Genomic DNA, 16,201 nt, shown 5'->3' with positions numbered 1-16,201 from the left:
TCTGATTATTATTTTACCGTTTCGGGTTTTAAATGTATTTAAAAGTTTAAATCGTATTTTGTATACAAAGTACAATAATATGTAACGAAATGCTCAAAAACCTTGTCAGTATCTATTATTATTTTAACAATAGCATTATTTAAATCCATTGTCGTCGTAATGCCGTTTTCCTCAAAAATACCTTCAATTATTATATGGTTTTGTGCGGAATCGTTAAATGCCGCTTCTTTTAAATCTAAACCGGAATTCGGCAAAAAAATTCTCTCTTCACTTTTTATAGCATGATCGCTATTTGTTAAGTTTAATTCCTCACCGCTAGCTAGCTTAATTTGAAAATAATAAACAAAATTCGCAAGCTTTGTAATCACTTCTAGATGATAAAATACTCATATATACTCCTGATAAATAAAACAGATAGACGAAGTTTAATTTGGAAAAGAGCAAGGCACTTTGAAGCTTATGACCGCAGCGTATATATAATACGTGAGGATTATAAGCAAAAAATAACGCTGCCAATTTTTCAAATTAAACGAGTATAGCTACCTCTACTAATTCTATGTTGGATAATTCTATAGAGCCGTCATTACAATAAGAATATTCAAAACTATCTATACTAAATCTAACAGCTACGTCAAAAGTAAAATCAGCAGTTAAAATTACATCTTGACCTAAGGGAATTGGTAAGGTACTATACCATCGTTGTAATCTACAATGCCCATAGCTCTTACATTATTAATATATAGAATTACACTATTATTAACCGGTTTAGTGATAACTCGTTCGTAAGGAGCAATAGGATCGCTATATATCTTCTTTAGCTGAAATTTATTTAAATTGTCGTCACCCTTAGCACTCATTCCGTTCATTACTTTATAATTGGCATAATCCCTAAATCTAAAAGCAAAATTACTTCCACGTCTTGCTTTAAAAAAGCTATTAAATTGCTCAAATTCTGTACTGCTTAACTTTGCATTTTTGATTAAATATTTCTGACAGCCATAGTTGTGGTCTAAATGTCTTGCTTCTCTACCGGATTTAGTTATAGCATGAGAAGTAGAAAATTCCGGCTTCCCAACCGCAAAACTTTCAATAAATTCCGGCATGCGTATATCGTGAAAATTCATAAGATACCTTGAGCTGTTATATTTGTTATGTCATTCCTGCATAAGGTTTGTTTGTGTTGATACCAAATCATCATTGCGAGCGACTAAAAGGAGCGTGGCAATCTAGGTTCTGTGTACTTTTAATAGAATAATCATAATTATGGCTCTTTTTAGCTGCAAATTATCAGATTTTTTTGAAATATGAATAACTATTCCTTCACAAATCTTATTAATTTTCGCTTAAAAATATCTCATAATTATAATCATTAATCAAAAGTGCACAGAACCTAGGAAAAATAATAAAAAAATTCTGTAAATCAAAATTTTTAACTGGATTGCTTCGTCGAATTACTGCGTAATTCTTCTCGCAATGACGGAAAAACCGGTCCACACAACAACGCGTTCGTGGGAATGACATCAAAATGAATGCCATATTTCCTAAATTTGTATATTTCTATAAGGCAAATATAAATTTTTACCTCTTTTGAAAGACCGAGGCAGTTCGTAGCTTGACGATCATACATCTCTTCATTATTTAAGACTTTATTTAGAGTTAAAATATTTTGATCAATCATATAATTATCTACCGCTAAATCATTTTCTTGGTCTTTAAATTTTTTCTTTATCTTTGTTATTGTTAGTAAGGGGTTATATTTTAATGAAAACTTCTCTTTTCCTGAAGTATTACAAATAAATTTGATTTGTTTTGATATAAAATTTAGCTTAGTAAAATTCTCTGCTGCTGTGATTGCCGCATCAATTAATCCGACTATTAGATCATCGTCATAACTAGCCCCCACCCGCATATAATTTTTCACCTACTCTAAACTCCATACTTCTTGCGGAAATATTTTTATGATTTGAAAATTGTTTTTTTGAACATAACCTAACCACCGATGTCATGCCGTGGTTTGACCACGGCATCCAAGAAAAAAACTACTGGACCCCGTGGTCAAACCAAGGGGTAACAATTTAACCAAACACTCCAACTTTAATAGCCTCAGGGTTCACAACATCACTTCCTACTCTTTTTACGGCATAAAACTTTACAAAAGACTTTTCGGTATAAGGATCACGCATTATATTAATACCACTTCTATCTACTAATTTTATAACCTGTTTTAAAGTCCCCTATTGCTATAGCGTTGCTTTTTTATCTATAGGAGGCATATCGGAGCTACAAACTACCGGTATTCCAAATATAGTTTGCTTAAAGGATTCTGATAGAGATTGTTGCCAAATAAAACGCCCTTGATTATCTTTAAGCTTCTGCACTTCGGATAAAGTAATACGATTCATTAGCAAAGTTGCATTCACTAAATATTCTTCCTTAAGCGAGTTTATAAAATCAAGCAGCCCATCGGCGGTAATTTTATTACCCATTTTAACTTTCTCGATTTTATCATGATCAGGAGATAAAATACCTTTAGTTTTTTTATGCCGTCACCGTTTATAAACGCATTATTTTCCATTTTAACAAAACTATCACGCAATCTTTCGCCTAACCAGCTTTCAACTCTGATAGTTGCATCATCAAGTAGTGCTTGGCTAGCTTTCAGCTGTGCATATAGCTCATGAACAAAAATACGCTGTTGCTTTAGCTTCGCTGCCGATGATACTGTTATATAAAGTCTGTAATATTAAAACGCCTCCTGCTTCAGTACTATTGTTTAGGGATGACTTTCGCATAAGCCCGGTATCTTCACCTTTACGTGCATAATTAATGAAAGCTGTTTTTTGTTCTTCTATATTTACACTACTTGGTCTTTCTAAAATATTTTGCATATTATATAGTTTTTCCTCTAACTCATTGATTTTATTGTGGTATTCTATTTCTTGTCCTTTAGTAATATATAAGATTTTAGCACTTTGATTAGCGGGAAAAGTAACAATGCTTATCTCTAAAAGCTCTGCTTCGGTAATTACTCTCTGCCTTGCATCATTATAAACCGAGTTTTTTATATAAAAGCCTATAGATAATCCATCTATCGCTCCTTGCTTTATTAGCTCTATCGCCTCTATTCCTGCTTTGACTTTGTTATTTATCACCGCTTCCATTTTAAACCGTGATCATCTTCAGCCAAATGAGTAATAATCCCGATAGGTTTTTTACTGTCATGTTGCCAAAGAAATTTTACGTTATGGTGAGAAGCATTTGCAAAAGCCCCTTTAGAAATTAAATCGTTATGATGATCGGCAATATTATAAACACTCGCATAGCCGATAATTACTACCTCATTATCGGTTACGGATTTTATTTCCATATTGTTGAAAGTTTGATTGCTGTAGATTATTTTTTCATATATTTATTACCTTTTGATTTTAAAAAGCTAAAGATAATATAACTGAAAAAAATGCTAGCACTAAGAGGTGGGGAGGAATTCTATTATGTTATTACTGTGAGGCATTAAATCGTCATTGCGAGCAGCCATAGGCTGCGTGGTAATCTCATCAAAATATCCTGAGATTGCTTCGTCAATTGCTATGCGATTTCCTCACAATGACGAAAAAACTAAACATAGAGAAAATATTTAAGACATTAAACATTTACTATCATCAGTAGATTTCGTGCCTATTAAAGGTACTTCTTCAAGTTTTTTGGCTTCTTCTTTTATTGTAACGGTTATTGCTGATTGATATTTTGATTTAGAGCTTGCAATAACTTTAGCACATTTTGTAGTCAAAATTTCAAGCTCTTTCGGTAAAAGATTAACGCTTTTATAAGAAGTATTATCACATCTCTTAGACTTAAGTTTTTTTCCTATTTCGAGAAAAAAATCTCCTTCAGTATAATTTTCTTTAACTAACCAGCCATTATAATAAAACTGAGCTAAATACCACGCTGCATTTTCTTGACCGCAAAAAAGAGCTGCTTTTAATTTTTGGTATATTTCAATTATAACATCTCGGTTATTTTCTGTTATTTCTGATAAACTTTTTCCTGAGTTGGTAAGAGGCATTGTAATATTCTCAGAATAGTATTTTAATGCTTCTTGTAATATTTCTAAAGAAGTAAGTAATGTATTTTCGGTTTTTCTAGTTTCATTTTTCATCATTATTTTTATCCCTTTTATTTTTTTCAAGATATGGTGCAGTTTGTTGCACCTGTTAGCCCGTAATCATCATTCTTAACATATTCTCTATATTCTTCTATTGGTTCTGGAGTTATAGGTTGAGATTGGGCGTTAGTAGGCTTTATTATTTCTTCCATTTCTTGGGGTTTTTGAATTATATGCTTATCGTTATTGCTACCCAATACGGCAAATTCGTTTATTGCTTCTTTACATTCAAAAATACTTTCATCGGTAATTAAATGGTACTCAGTGGGTAAAGTGCTATTAAAATCTGTTATAATTGATTTTAAATTAGAAAGAATTAAGTATTCAGGAATAGGAATTTTACTCCATTCTCCCTGTACTGCATTCATATATCCATTTTCTATTATAGCTAGCTCTTTAAGTTCAGAGTAATCAGATATCCCAAAATCTTTTAAACATACAGAATTTGTTAACTTGCTATGATGTAAAAATTTTCCTATATTAATTACAATTTTTATTAAATTACTTAGTTGTTCATTATTGATTCCAAGGTGATTTCCATTTTTATAAAATTCTGATAAATATGCACAAGCATCATTACTTCCTAAAAACATAGCACCTTGAAAATATAATATGGTATCTACAAATTTTTCTTGTTGCTTAGAAATCTCTTCTTCCAGTAAAGCATCTTTATAAGATTTTTTACCTTTTTCATATAAATATTCAGGAGTTAGTTGTATAAATTTTTGAGCTGAAATAGGAGTTTGTTTCATAATCCATATCCCTATAATATATTACACGAATTATCTGAGGTTATTATTTTAACCTCATCTTCATGTATGGTTATTGAGGATACAAGCTCTGAATAGTCTATTGTTATAGATATAAGATATACAGAGGCTATCAAGAGTGAGATTAAAATTGTCAATAATGTCATCCTCATTAATTACGAAAGGATCTTCACTATTTTGCTTTTGACATATTTTAATAGCTTTTACGTGAGCAACAACACTTGGTTAAAAAATTTTTCATTAATATCTAATGACAATAAGGAAGTATTTATACATTTTTCATTTTTAAGTTCTCTTCCGACTCATAATATCTCTAAATTGGGTTATATTTATATTTTGAAGTTCATAATCATGCATTTTTTTATTATTTCGTCATATAATTCTACTAAACCTTCACATGCGTTATTATTACCGGTAAATAAGGCACATTTAAAAGCTTTTTCAATTTTATAAAATCTTGCATTAATGTACGAAGTTATTAGAAGAAAGTTTTTTAAATTCGTTTAATTGCTTATATGCATTTGTTAAAAATGCTTGAGACGTATAACTTGGATTGCTGTTCTCTTGGGGCATATATTTATTACCTTGTTAAATTAGAGCTTAAGTAGAAGTTAACAAAAATTAAATCTACAATTTAAATTTAGTAATATTTTTGCTACAAGACAAGTTCGGCAGTGGAAAAAGAGATTATTTTTTTGGAAGGTAGTTGCAATATTATTCTGCCGGTACTATCAATATCTTTAAAAAAACCGGTTACTATATAATTTTGATATTTAACGCTAATATTTTCATATAACTTGTAAGCATGTTCTAACCATTTTTCTCTAATAAAAGGAAAACCGTTATTATACCAAATTTGATAATATTTTTCAAAATTCTCTATTAATATCTTAAGTAAAGCTTGTGGTTCTATAGACGGTAGATTTTCGCCTATTAAGCTAGTAGTAGGCTGGTCGATATTATCAGGGTGATAGGTGATATTAATACCGATACCGATAATAAGGTAATAATTATTTTCTACTTTAACAGATTCAAGAAGTATACCGGCAATTTTCCGACCGTTAATTAATACATCATTGGGCCATTTTAGTTGTACACTGTCATCCCGTGGCTTGACCACGGGATCCAAAAAATAACTTGCAGCATCATTGGTTGTTGATTTACTGGATACCGTGGTCAAACTACTAGATGACATAGTCAACAATTCTATACTCTCATAAACGGCAAGTGCCGTAACAAAAGATAATTGCGGTAATAATTCTAGCTCTTTATCAGGCTTTATTAGTAAACTTACATGTAAGTTATCTGACCTAGACTGCCAGTTTTTGCCGTTTCTACCACGTCCGCTAGTTTGAGATTTGGCAAGTATTGCATAGTTTGAATCAACTTTAGCATTCTGAGCAATTCTCATAGCCTCAGAGCTTGTACTGTCTAGCTTGTCAAAAACAATTAGTTTAAATTTACCGATGTTCATTTTTCCATTGTCACCCCGTGGCTTGACCACGGGGCCCAGTTAAAATTATTAGCGTTTTAAATTGTTTTTCTGGATACCGTGGTCAAGCCACGGGGTGACAGTAGACACCACCTAACTCGCCCCCTACTTACATGACTTGTAGCTACGTTATGTTTGCTTTGAATCTTTGGTGCTTCGCTTTTACTTTTAGTTATAAAGCTTTCTAAATCTTGTTTAGTAAATTTAAACTTAGCAATATTTTCATCAAAGGTTTTAGTTTTATCAAATCGTACATCTTTATTTTTATCTATTCCAAGTACCTCAATGAAACTATCTTTTATTTTACTTGAAGCAGCAGGATCGTTTAAGGTATGCAGCAAAGCTTTCAATGAGTTTGTATCGGCTTTTAGTGTATTATTACGACTAGTTGCAGCAATAATTACATATTCTTTAAGCTTTTCATTTAATTCTTTTTCGTTTAATGCTCCGGTTTTACAAAATGATAATAACATTTTTGCTTTATCATCATGATTTTCAATAACTCCTTCTTGCCATTTAGAAGTATTATTTTCTTTTGACGGAATAAACATTTCTAATAATTTAGTTCCAAATGTTTTATGTAGATTTTTATTATCATAAACTTCATAAACATTTAGTAGAAATTTTTGATGGTCAAATGTTTTATCTGCTTCTTTGCCAAGGTTATGATTATTCAAATGTTCTCTAGTTTGACAATATCCTTTAATATGCAAATAATCAGAATATTTCTGTGCATCTTTGAAATCCAAAGTATCTATTCCGGCAGTATCTAAAACAACGGTGTTTAAAGCATTTTCACGTAACTGCTCATTAGTTTCTCTTAGAGTTTCAGTATATTTAAATTTTCCTCCTACTTTTGCAAGCGTCTTAAATAATACATCAGCTAAAAACTTTACGATATCACTTGGACTTTCAAATTTTTTTGCACTATATATAGCAATATTTGCATCAGCTTCCATACCCGTACCAAAAGCCATAGCCAGAGTTCTACCTTGCTTTTTAGCTAAGGTAATCTCCTCCATATTATCAGTTACTTCTTTTATGTCAAATTCCGGTTCATTGCCTTTAAAATATTTTGTCGGTATATTATCTCTATATCCGCCGTCGACATATTTTTTACCGTCAATTTCTACCGGATCAAAAACAAGCGGTATAGAAGCAGAAGCACGGCAAGCTAAAGCAATTTCAACATTTGGCGTATCAAAGCTATTGAAAATAGTTAGTTCGCTTGTCTCTTGCTGAGTTGCCGTAATTACTAAATCCTTATACTGTACGGGATCGTATTTTCGGAGTAACGCTATGTCTTTAAAATATATTTTACCGTCTTTTTGGTTGTATCTTCCTCTTAATTCATCAAGAGCTTTATCATCTTTAACATTTACTATATCTGATCTCTGTAAAAAATTTCCTATATTTTCCTTAATAACAAGTTCTAATAGATCATATAAAGGTTTACCGTCTTTATTTAACTGTACTATACCCGCAGAAAATCCTTTTTTTCCAAGCAATGTTTGTAAATTTGTATTTTTAGAAATTTCTTCAAATCGCTCAGGCGGTGTCCCAAGAGCTACCACTGTTGCAGTTATAGCACCGGCGGAAGAACCGGCTACCGCCTTGACATTATCCAAAATACCGGCTTTTTTTGCTGCCTCATAAGCTCCGGAATATATTGCTCCCTTAGCTCCCCCTCCACTAAAAGCTATATATTCGATGGGAGTTTCTTGAGCCTTTTTAATATCCTCTAAATTCATAATTTTACTTAATTAGGTTATCTTCTACAAACTGCCAGTTAATCATATGCTTAATAAATATGTCAACATAATCAGGTCGTTTATTACGATAATCAATATAATAAGCATGTTCCCATACATCACATGCGAGAAGCGGCTTCATACCGTTTGCTATAGGTGTACCGGCATTAGTGGTTTTTATAATTTGTAACCTATTATCGTAATATACAAGCCATGCCCAGCCGCTACCGAACTGCCCTACTGCCTCTTGCTTAAACTGCTCACAAAATCCTTCAAAACTACCGAAATCTTTATTAATTTGTTCTAATATTTTACCGCTTGGCTTACCTCCGCCCTGTGGCTTTATTGAATGCCAAAAAAAGGTATGATTCCATATTTGGGCTGCGTTATTAAAAATAGCTGCATTTGAGTTTTGAGAGGACCATTTTATTATTTCTTCTAAATCTTTTTTTTGTAATTCTTCTTTATCTTTGAGTAAATTGTTTAGATTTTGTACATAAGCATTATGATGTTTACCATGATGATAATCAAAAGTCTCGGGAGTAAAATGTAGTTTAAAACTTTCTTTCTCATAAGGTAAATCAGGTAAGATAAAAGGATATGAGGTTTGATTAGATTTGTTGCAATAGGTCATAATTTATTTTCTCCTATGTTGGTTTTTATATATTTATAGCGAGAATCAATACATCATTGCGAGGAACAATTGGCTTTGTTGCATGGATCGAAAAAAGCACTGGGTGTCATCCCGTGGCTTGACCACGGTATCCAGAAAAACAACTTAAAATACTAAAATATTTAGTATTTTAAACTGGATCCCGCGATCAAGTCGCGGGATGACACCGGAAAAACTGATCCACACAACAAGGCCTGCAGTCGCTCGCAATGACGATTTAGTATCCACGCAGGAATGACATCATAGTAACTTATAAAAATCGGAAGCTAAATAAAGCGATCCGGTTATTATAATATTTGCTTTATTATCGCCGTTTATCTTCTTTATATCACTAATCGCTTCTTCGAGTGAGTCACTTTCGCCAAAATCAATACCGCTCTTTCTGCCTTCCAAATTTATTGTTTCTGCACTATGGCTTAGTGGTTCGGATAAAACTTTAACACCGTAACCTTTAATTGTCAAACCCTTAAAGTAGGAGCAAAATTGCTCGATATTCCTATTTTTAGTCATACCGAGTATTAAATATATCGATGATTTTAAATTATCACGAATCCAATTTGCCAAAACTTGAGCTCCGCTATTATTATGAGCTGCGTCTACCCAAATTTGAACATTATCACCTATTAATTTAGAATATTTTTTCGGTTCTATTTTTTCGATTCTAGCTCTCCAAATAGTATTTTGCAGTCCTTTAGAGATAATTTCGTTGCTGATATTAAATTGTTTATTTATCAAACTTATTAAAGCAATAACGCTTGCAGCATTTATTAATTGATGATCACCAAGTAGCGAAGGAGTCGGAAACTCATAACTAAAATTGCGTGATGAATAAATAAATCCGTTGTCCGTCTTTTTAATACTGAAATCATATTCATAACAGAAACTCGGTACTTCTAACTCTTCAGCCTTTGCAAATAATGTTTCATAAACTTCCAAAGCTTGCATACTTATAACGCAATGAACGCAAGACTTCATAATACCAGCTTTTTCAATTGCTATTAGGGGTAATGTATTACCCAGCGTATTCATATGATCATATGAAATAGGTGTAATTAAAGTAATTAACGGTCGTTCTACTATATTTGTTGCGTCTACTCGTCCGCCAAGTCCCGTTTCTAAAATTAACATATCAGCTTTTGTTTTCTCAAATGCTAGAAATGCTGCTGCCGTAGTACCTTCAAAGAAGCTAGGTTCGATATTAAATTTTTCGCTTGCTACCCTCACCTGCTCACAAACCTGCCATAATTCATTATCCAAGATTTTCTCACCTGCTACTACGATTCGTTCATTAAATTCTAATAAATGAGGAGATGTATAGCAATGTACCTTATAACCGGCAAGCATAAAGATGCTTTTAAGCATAGCGGTACTTGAACCTTTACCGTTTGTACCTGCTATATGTATGACGGGAGGAAGCCTTAAATGAGGATTACCTAAGGCTTTTAAAAGCCTTGATACATTTTCAAGATCATATTTAATATTATTTTTCCAGGTCGGCACCGGAAAATGCGGCATTAGCATTTGTTACTGTTTTTTTTGCTTTAATAATATAATCAGTTCCACCTCTGTCACCCCGTGGCTTGTCCACAGGGTCTAGTTAAAAAATACTAATAATTATTAGTATTTTTATTATTTTTCTGGATGCCGTGGTCAAAGCCATGGCATGACGCTGAAATAGTCAAATTTTGAAGTTCCTCGAGTTTTTTGTTTTACTACATTAATCAGTCCAATTAATAATACTGATTTAATTATTCCCGGTATTATAAAAGGTAATACACCACCGTAAAATGCACCGCTTGGTCCTAAGAGTTTAGAAAGCCACATCCAGCCAAAACTCATAATAATTATATTACCGATTAAACATAAAGATATCTGATTTAACCATTTATTAGAAGTAAAAATTTTATCTTTTAAGCTAGCCATAATATATACGGCAATTAAAAAACCCGCTAGATATCCTGCGGTGGGATCGAATAATATTCGTAACCCGCTTGAAAACTCTCCAAACACAGGGATTCCCATTGCTCCAAGAGTTATGTAAGATAGTATAGTTAAAGGTGCAGTAGTCTTATTATATGTAAGTCCGATGAACATCACTGCAACGGTTTGCAATGAAATAAATATAGGCTTCATAGGTATTACTATTTGTGAACAAATAGTAAGTAATGCCACTCCTAAAACTATTTCTATTGCTTGCCTTTTGGTTAACGGTAGTGAGATTGAATTAAGTTGCATAAAATTGCCTCATAATTTATTTTTAAGTAATTACACTAAATAGAATTATATAATGTCCTTGTCAAGAATATAAAAATGAAAATAAAAATTTATAATGATCTAGGAGTTTCAAAAGAAAGTATTAAGCATTGCGTGCATACCTTAAGACTTTATGCTCCAAAGTATAACGTAGATTATATTACTGCACAAGAAATTATAGGCAAAAAGTGGGTTCAAAACACCTTATTACTTATTTTACTTGGTGAAAGAGATTTATACTATGTACAAAAATTGCAAGGTAAAGGAAATGCTAATATAAAAAATTATTTAAAAAATGGCGGTAATTTTCTTGGGATATGTGCAGGCAGTTACTATAGTGGTAACTATGTAGAATTCGCTAAAGGAACAAATATAGAGGTTATAGGTGAAAGAGAATTAAAGATTTTCAATGGGAGGACCACTGCTTGCTCCTTATTATTACAACTCACATAAAGGAACAAGAGCCACTTATCTAAAAATAAATCCAACACTTAATTTAAATATTAAGGGTTGTTATGCTTTTTATAATGGCGGTGGATATTTTGTTGATACAGAAAATACTAAAGATACTGAAATAATAGCAAGTTATGAAGATAATAAACCTACAATAATAAAATGTACTTACGGTGATGGGAAAGCTATTTTAAGTGGAGTTCATCTTGAATATGAGCCTGCACTCATAAAAAATCAATCTCTTAATAATATTCGTAAAATACTAAAAGCTTATGATACGGAAAGAATCAAATTATTAAATTATATATTAGACTTCTTCGGAAACTCGCTTATAGAGAGGAATTTGTAGGAAACACGCAGCACAGCACCACAGCGTACATAGAAGTACGTGAGAGGATGCGAGCAGCGGATTGACGCACAAATTACCTCTAGAAGTAGAGTTTCCGAAGAAGTCTATTCAAAAATCTAAATCTGTATAATAGTTCGGAGGGGTAAAGCCCGGGATTCTATCTTGTAGTAATAACCTAAAAGCGGGTCTTGATTTAATTAGTGAATACCAATGTTTGATAAGCGTCCATTTATCCCAATAAATCTCACCGAAATAATCGAGTACCGATAAATGACAACTTGCGGCAATATCGGCAATAGTTAAAGAATCCGATACAAGATAACTTCTTTTTTCTAGTAAAGAAGTTATATATTCTAAATGATAATTTAAATTATTTTTTGCAGCACGTAAAAACTCGGTTCGTGGGCTGCTCATTTTAGCAATTGATCTTATAACTTTTTCATCGATAATAATCTTAGTAACTTCACGATAAAATTTATCGTTAAACCAAAAAAATAATCTCCGAATTTCACAGCAAATATCAATATCTTCATCTAAAAAATTAAAATTCGGATATTTGCTATTAAGATATTCAACAAAAGGATAAATACCTACCACAAATAAGCCGTATGATTCTTCTAAAATAGGCAATGTTCCGGCAGGATTTATTTTTAAGAAATCTTTATTGAATTGCCAATAATCTTCTTTAATCGTAGTAAATTCTATATCTAATTCTTTTAAGAAGACACGGGCTTGTCTTGAAAGAGAACAAATAGGATAATGATATAACTTTTTCATTAAATTATGTCTTAATAAGTTCGGTGTCATCTCGTGGTCTTGTCCTATATTGTACAAACACTTCGTATGTCATTCCTGCAAAAGCAGGAATGACATAAGGGCCACGGGATGACACTAAGGTCTATAAGCCGGATTCTGTATGAATAGAAATTCATTGCAGTTATTTATCTAGGATAAACGTTGCCGTTTACCTCAAGCGATCTACCCGCATTACAAGCCGGTTAGAGATAACCCGGGAACTTGACAAGTTCTGTAACGCCTATTTGATCTTGCTCTTGGTGGGGTTTACCATGCGTAATTTGTTACCAACTTACCGGTACGCTCTTACCTTACCTTTTCACCCTTACCGAAAATACTAAGATAGAACTTCAAAATTTGAAGTTGTGTCGAAATATTCATATTCGGCGGTATATTTTCTGTGGTACTTTCCCTAAAGTAATAATACTCTGCCGGAAGTTAACCGGCACCATACCTCTATAGAGTCCGGACTTTCCTCGTGATCTATAGCTTTGCTATATCATCACGCAACTGCACGACCGTTTAGAATTATGGTCAATTTTCTTAAATTAGTCAATAACATTTAGAAGAAGTTCAATTAACTTATTAGGTTCTGTGAAGGTTTCTAATTGATTTGCTATTTTGAGATATTTTTTAGCGAAAATTAATAAGATTTTTTTTTGAAAATTTGACTTTTGTACACAGAATATAATTAAATTATTAAGTATAATAACAAATTTAAAATTTCAACTATTTTATTAAAGATATTCTTAATTTAACATTGCTACTATTTTTTTCATACTGTATAAACATGTATTTAATGCTTCTAAACACATAAATTGTTAGCAAATTTTGATATATGATATGAAAAAATTAATTTATTATTTTGGCAGTAATGGTAGTGATGGAAACGCTAGCATGAAGAATATACTTGGTAACAAAGGTGCCGGTCTTGCTGAAATGTCTAACCTAAAACTACCTATTCCTGATGGTTTTACAATAACTACAGAGCTATGTAATTACTTTTATACCCACAATAATAACTTTCCTAAAAATTTTCAAAGCGACTTAAAAAAAGCTATCATCGAACTTGAAATAACTACCGGTAAAATTTTCGGTAGTACAAACAATCCTTTGTTATTATCGGTGCGTTCGGGCTCTACGATTTCAATGCCTGGAATGATGGATACTATCCTTAATCTTGGAATGAATAACGAAGTGTGTAATGCTCTTGCGGATTCCTGCGGTGATAAACGATTTGCTCTTGATAGTTACAAAAGATTTTTAGAAATGTACGGTTCAACGGTATTATCTATACCTAGTGATCTATTTGAACAAATTTACGAAAAGCATAAGATTCAAGCCGATATTTATAAAGATAGCGATATTACCGTAGAATTATTAGAAAAAATTATTGATGATTTCAAACGGTTGCATATTAAGTATACTAACCAATTAATTAATGATCCTTATGAACAGTTAGAATCGGCAATTAAAGTGGTGCTACATTCTTGGATGAGTAATAGAGCGGTTATATATAGAAAAATCAATAATATTTTGGAGGATTTCGGTACGGCTATTAATATTCAAGCAATGGTTTTCGGTAATTTAGGTAAAACTTCAGCTACGGGAGTTGCTTTTACTAGATCACCTTCTACAGGAGAAAAAAAACTCTTTGGAGAGTTTTTAATAAATGCTCAAGGTGAAGACATAGTATCGGGAACTAGAACACCTATGCCTATTATTGCAAATGATTCAAATTCTATGCAAGCAATGATGCCGGAAGTGTTTAAGGAGTTATCACAAATTGCGAAAAAGCTTGAAGAACATTACTTAGATATGCAGGATATAGAATTCACTATAGAAAATAATAAGCTATATATCTTGCAAACACGTACCGCCAAAAGAACAGCCATCGCTGCTATTAATATTGCCGTACAAATGGTAGAAGAAAAGCTTATTTCTAAAGAACAAGCCTTAATGCGAATTGATCCGGAATCATTAAATCAATTATTACATACAAGAATTGATTACAGTAAGGGGCTTACTTCTATTGCCGAGGGGCTACCTGCTTCTCCTGGGGCTGCAACAGGTATTGCAGTATTCTCACCTTATGATGCCGAAAAATTATCTCATCATCATAAAGTAATTTTAGTACGCCATGATACTAGTCCCGAGGATATTAACGGAATGCATGTTTCTTCAGGTATTTTAACTATTAGAGGAGGAATGACTTCACATGCCGCAGTTGTGGCAAGAGGTATGGGAAAGCCTTGTGTTTGCGGCACAAGTAATTTATCTATAGATGAGAAAAAGCAAATATTAACAGCAGGCGACATAGTTATTAAACAAGGTGATATTATAACGATTGACGGAGGTAGTGGTAAAATCTTCTTAGGTGAAATGCCGTTAATTCAACCTACTTTCAGTGAGGAATCAAGATTAATTTTAGATTGGGCAGACGAGATTAGTAGCTTAAAAGTTCGTGCAAATGCCGAAACGGTTAACGATGCTTTAGTATCTATAAAGTTTGGAGCTCAAGGTATAGGTTTGTGTCGTAGCGAACATATGTTTTTTGATAAAAATAAAATTCCTTTAGTAAGGGAAATGATTATTGCTCCTGATATAGAACGGAGAAAGCTTGCCGTGCAGAAATTATTACCTATGCAAACTGAGGATTTTAAAGCTTTATTCAGAGTAATGAAAGATAAACCAGTAAATATTAGATTACTTGATCCGCCGTTGCATGAGTTTTTACCTACCACCGAAGAAGATAAAAAGAATTTGGCAAATAGCTTAAATCTACCTTTATCCATGATTAATCAACGTCTTCATGCTATGCATGAAGTAAATCCTATGCTCGGTCACCGTGGATGTAGACTTGGTATATGTTCGCCGGAAATTTACCAAATGCAAATTGAAGCAATTTTTACAGCTATTTTTGAGCTACATAAAAAAGAACATATAGAATGTAACTTAGAACTAATGATTCCTTTAATTAGCAATGTAGGTGAAATAAAAAAGCTTAAAATGGATATTTATGAGGTAATAGAGGAATTAGAGCAACGTTATAGATATAAATTTTCCTTTACGCTCGGTACTATGATAGAACTACCAAGGGCAGCACTCGGCAGTAAGAAAATAGCTAAGGAAGTTGACTATTTTAGTTTTGGTACTAATGATTTAACTCAGACTACCTACGGAATTTCTAGAGATGATATTGCTTCCTTCCTTCCATATTATTTAGAAGAGAAGATTTTTGAATCCGATCCATTTACTACTCTAGATGAAGAAGGTGTAGGAGAATTAATTGAAATTGCTATAAAACGAGGAAAAAGCAGTAATGCTAATTTGAAACTCGGAGCTTGCGGGGAGCATGCAGGAAACCCTAGCTCTATAGAATTTTTTTACAGAATGAATTTAAACTATGTTTCTTGCTCTCCATACCGAATCCCTATAGCAAGAATTGCCGCAGCACAAGCTAAAATTAAACATGGGTGATAATATATAATCATTGCGAGGAG

The 16,201-nt window shown here is 32.6% G+C and carries 14 protein-coding genes, 1 other RNA gene and 5 pseudogenes; 3 read left to right on the top strand and 17 right to left on the bottom strand.

Translation table 11 applies throughout. The annotated features are described in order from the left end of the window. Positions 1 to 161: 161 nt before the first annotated feature. From D6968_RS02185 to D6968_RS02110, 15 genes and pseudogenes are all read right to left on the bottom strand, one after another. Positions 162 to 368: pseudogene (locus D6968_RS02185) on the bottom strand (hypothetical protein); the annotation flags it as partial. Between the two features lie 157 nt (positions 369 to 525). Continuing rightward, a pseudogene (locus tag D6968_RS02180) lies at positions 526 to 1,124 on the bottom strand (phage distal tail protein, Rcc01695 family). Positions 1,125 to 1,429: 305 nt separating this feature from the next. Then, the gene (locus D6968_RS05105) at positions 1,430 to 1,909 is read right to left on the bottom strand and encodes a head-tail connector protein (protein ID WP_245969074.1); all 480 of its coding nucleotides are present in this window, start codon (positions 1,907 to 1,909) and stop codon (positions 1,430 to 1,432) included. After that, positions 1,893 to 2,027 (bottom strand): hypothetical protein, encoded by a 135-nt coding sequence (locus D6968_RS06240; protein WP_281269434.1) that lies wholly within the window; start codon positions 2,025 to 2,027, stop codon positions 1,893 to 1,895. The genes D6968_RS05105 and D6968_RS06240 overlap by 17 nt, the downstream gene beginning before the upstream one ends. A gap of 48 nt (positions 2,028 to 2,075) precedes the next feature. Further along, positions 2,076 to 2,662 (bottom strand): annotated as a pseudogene (locus D6968_RS02170) (phage major capsid protein). A 13-nt stretch (positions 2,663 to 2,675) separates the two neighbouring features. Beyond that, positions 2,676 to 3,161, bottom strand: coding sequence for an HK97 family phage prohead protease (locus D6968_RS02160; protein WP_121543090.1), 486 nt, complete (start codon positions 3,159 to 3,161; stop codon positions 2,676 to 2,678). Further along, the gene (locus D6968_RS06235) at positions 3,149 to 3,367 is read right to left on the bottom strand and encodes an HK97 family phage prohead protease (RefSeq protein ID WP_121543088.1); all 219 of its coding nucleotides are present in this window, start codon (positions 3,365 to 3,367) and stop codon (positions 3,149 to 3,151) included. Before D6968_RS06235 ends, D6968_RS02160 begins: the two co-directional genes overlap by 13 nt. Positions 3,368 to 3,634: 267 nt before the next feature. Further along, positions 3,635 to 4,186, bottom strand: coding sequence for a hypothetical protein (locus tag D6968_RS02150; RefSeq protein WP_121543086.1), 552 nt, complete (start codon positions 4,184 to 4,186; stop codon positions 3,635 to 3,637). After that, positions 4,183 to 4,914: a hypothetical protein gene (locus D6968_RS05750; RefSeq protein ID WP_245969072.1), complete on the bottom strand. Its 732-nt coding sequence runs from the start codon at positions 4,912 to 4,914 to the stop codon at positions 4,183 to 4,185. Before D6968_RS05750 ends, D6968_RS02150 begins: the two co-directional genes overlap by 4 nt. A 673-nt stretch (positions 4,915 to 5,587) precedes the next feature. Continuing rightward, positions 5,588 to 6,406: a biotin--[acetyl-CoA-carboxylase] ligase gene (locus D6968_RS02130; protein ID WP_121543084.1), complete on the bottom strand. Its 819-nt coding sequence runs from the start codon at positions 6,404 to 6,406 to the stop codon at positions 5,588 to 5,590. A gap of 56 nt (positions 6,407 to 6,462) precedes the next feature. Next, positions 6,463 to 8,175, bottom strand: coding sequence for a patatin-like phospholipase family protein (locus tag D6968_RS02125; protein WP_121543082.1), 1,713 nt, complete (start codon positions 8,173 to 8,175; stop codon positions 6,463 to 6,465). A gap of 4 nt (positions 8,176 to 8,179) precedes the next feature. Then, positions 8,180 to 8,809 carry a superoxide dismutase gene (locus tag D6968_RS02120; RefSeq protein ID WP_121543080.1) on the bottom strand — a complete coding sequence of 210 codons (630 nt, stop codon included), beginning with the start codon at positions 8,807 to 8,809 and terminating at the stop codon, positions 8,180 to 8,182. A gap of 144 nt (positions 8,810 to 8,953) precedes the next feature. Beyond that, positions 8,954 to 9,076: a hypothetical protein gene (locus D6968_RS06230; protein ID WP_281269439.1), complete on the bottom strand. Its 123-nt coding sequence runs from the start codon at positions 9,074 to 9,076 to the stop codon at positions 8,954 to 8,956. A gap of 12 nt (positions 9,077 to 9,088) precedes the next feature. Beyond that, on the bottom strand, positions 9,089 to 10,369 hold the full coding sequence (locus D6968_RS02115; protein ID WP_121543078.1) for a folylpolyglutamate synthase/dihydrofolate synthase family protein: 1,281 nt from the start codon (positions 10,367 to 10,369) through the stop codon (positions 9,089 to 9,091). A 129-nt stretch (positions 10,370 to 10,498) separates the two neighbouring features. After that, positions 10,499 to 11,083: a biotin transporter BioY gene (locus D6968_RS02110; protein ID WP_121543076.1), complete on the bottom strand. Its 585-nt coding sequence runs from the start codon at positions 11,081 to 11,083 to the stop codon at positions 10,499 to 10,501. A gap of 75 nt (positions 11,084 to 11,158) precedes the next feature. Here D6968_RS02110 and D6968_RS06620 point away from each other — a divergent pair. Both D6968_RS06620 and D6968_RS06440 read left to right on the top strand, forming a co-directional pair. Next, positions 11,159 to 11,903: pseudogene (locus D6968_RS06620) on the top strand (BPL-N domain-containing protein). Next, positions 11,846 to 12,024, top strand: a pseudogene (locus D6968_RS06440) (palindromic element RPE1 domain-containing protein); the annotation flags it as partial. The pseudogenes D6968_RS06620 and D6968_RS06440, both read left to right, overlap by 58 nt. Here the strand turns inward: D6968_RS06440 and D6968_RS02095 are convergent. Both D6968_RS02095 and rnpB read right to left on the bottom strand, forming a co-directional pair. Then, positions 12,012 to 12,680 (bottom strand): glutathione S-transferase family protein, encoded by a 669-nt coding sequence (locus tag D6968_RS02095; protein WP_121543074.1) that lies wholly within the window; start codon positions 12,678 to 12,680, stop codon positions 12,012 to 12,014. The pseudogene D6968_RS06440 and the gene D6968_RS02095 overlap by 13 nt on opposite strands. 110 nt (positions 12,681 to 12,790) lie before the next feature. Next, positions 12,791 to 13,224: RNase P RNA component class A (rnpB, locus tag D6968_RS02090), an RNA gene on the bottom strand. 317 nt (positions 13,225 to 13,541) lie between these two features. Between rnpB and ppdK the strand changes: the two genes are divergently transcribed. Further along, a complete protein-coding gene (gene ppdK, locus D6968_RS02085) occupies positions 13,542 to 16,178 on the top strand; it encodes a pyruvate, phosphate dikinase (protein ID WP_121543072.1) in 2,637 nt (878 codons plus the stop codon). Positions 16,179 to 16,201 lie beyond the last annotated feature (23 nt).

Origin of the sequence: Candidatus Rickettsia colombianensi (assembly GCF_003664375.1) — a bacterium.
Lineage (GTDB): Bacteria > Pseudomonadota > Alphaproteobacteria > Rickettsiales > Rickettsiaceae > Rickettsia > Rickettsia tamurae.
The sequence above is the reverse complement of the archived record's forward strand: the minus strand, read 5'-3'. Positions and strand labels throughout refer to the sequence as shown.

Coding starts and splice junctions, on each gene's coding strand:
- D6968_RS02160 (WP_121543090.1), bottom strand. CDS start 3,161: ATGGAAGCGGTGATAAATAACAAAGTCAAAGCAGGAATAGAGGCGATA.
- D6968_RS05105 (WP_245969074.1), bottom strand. CDS start 1,909: ATGCGGGTGGGGGCTAGTTATGACGATGATCTAATAGTCGGATTAATT.
- D6968_RS02110 (WP_121543076.1), bottom strand. CDS start 11,083: ATGCAACTTAATTCAATCTCACTACCGTTAACCAAAAGGCAAGCAATA.
- D6968_RS05750 (WP_245969072.1), bottom strand. CDS start 4,914: ATGAAACAAACTCCTATTTCAGCTCAAAAATTTATACAACTAACTCCT.
- ppdK (WP_121543072.1), top strand. CDS start 13,542: ATGAAAAAATTAATTTATTATTTTGGCAGTAATGGTAGTGATGGAAAC.
- D6968_RS02115 (WP_121543078.1), bottom strand. CDS start 10,369: ATGCTAATGCCGCATTTTCCGGTGCCGACCTGGAAAAATAATATTAAA.
- D6968_RS06235 (WP_121543088.1), bottom strand. CDS start 3,367: ATGGAAATAAAATCCGTAACCGATAATGAGGTAGTAATTATCGGCTAT.
- D6968_RS02130 (WP_121543084.1), bottom strand. CDS start 6,406: ATGAACATCGGTAAATTTAAACTAATTGTTTTTGACAAGCTAGACAGT.
- D6968_RS02095 (WP_121543074.1), bottom strand. CDS start 12,680: ATGAAAAAGTTATATCATTATCCTATTTGTTCTCTTTCAAGACAAGCC.
- D6968_RS02125 (WP_121543082.1), bottom strand. CDS start 8,175: ATGAATTTAGAGGATATTAAAAAGGCTCAAGAAACTCCCATCGAATAT.
- D6968_RS06240 (WP_281269434.1), bottom strand. CDS start 2,027: ATGCCGTGGTCAAACCACGGCATGACATCGGTGGTTAGGTTATGTTCA.
- D6968_RS02120 (WP_121543080.1), bottom strand. CDS start 8,809: ATGACCTATTGCAACAAATCTAATCAAACCTCATATCCTTTTATCTTA.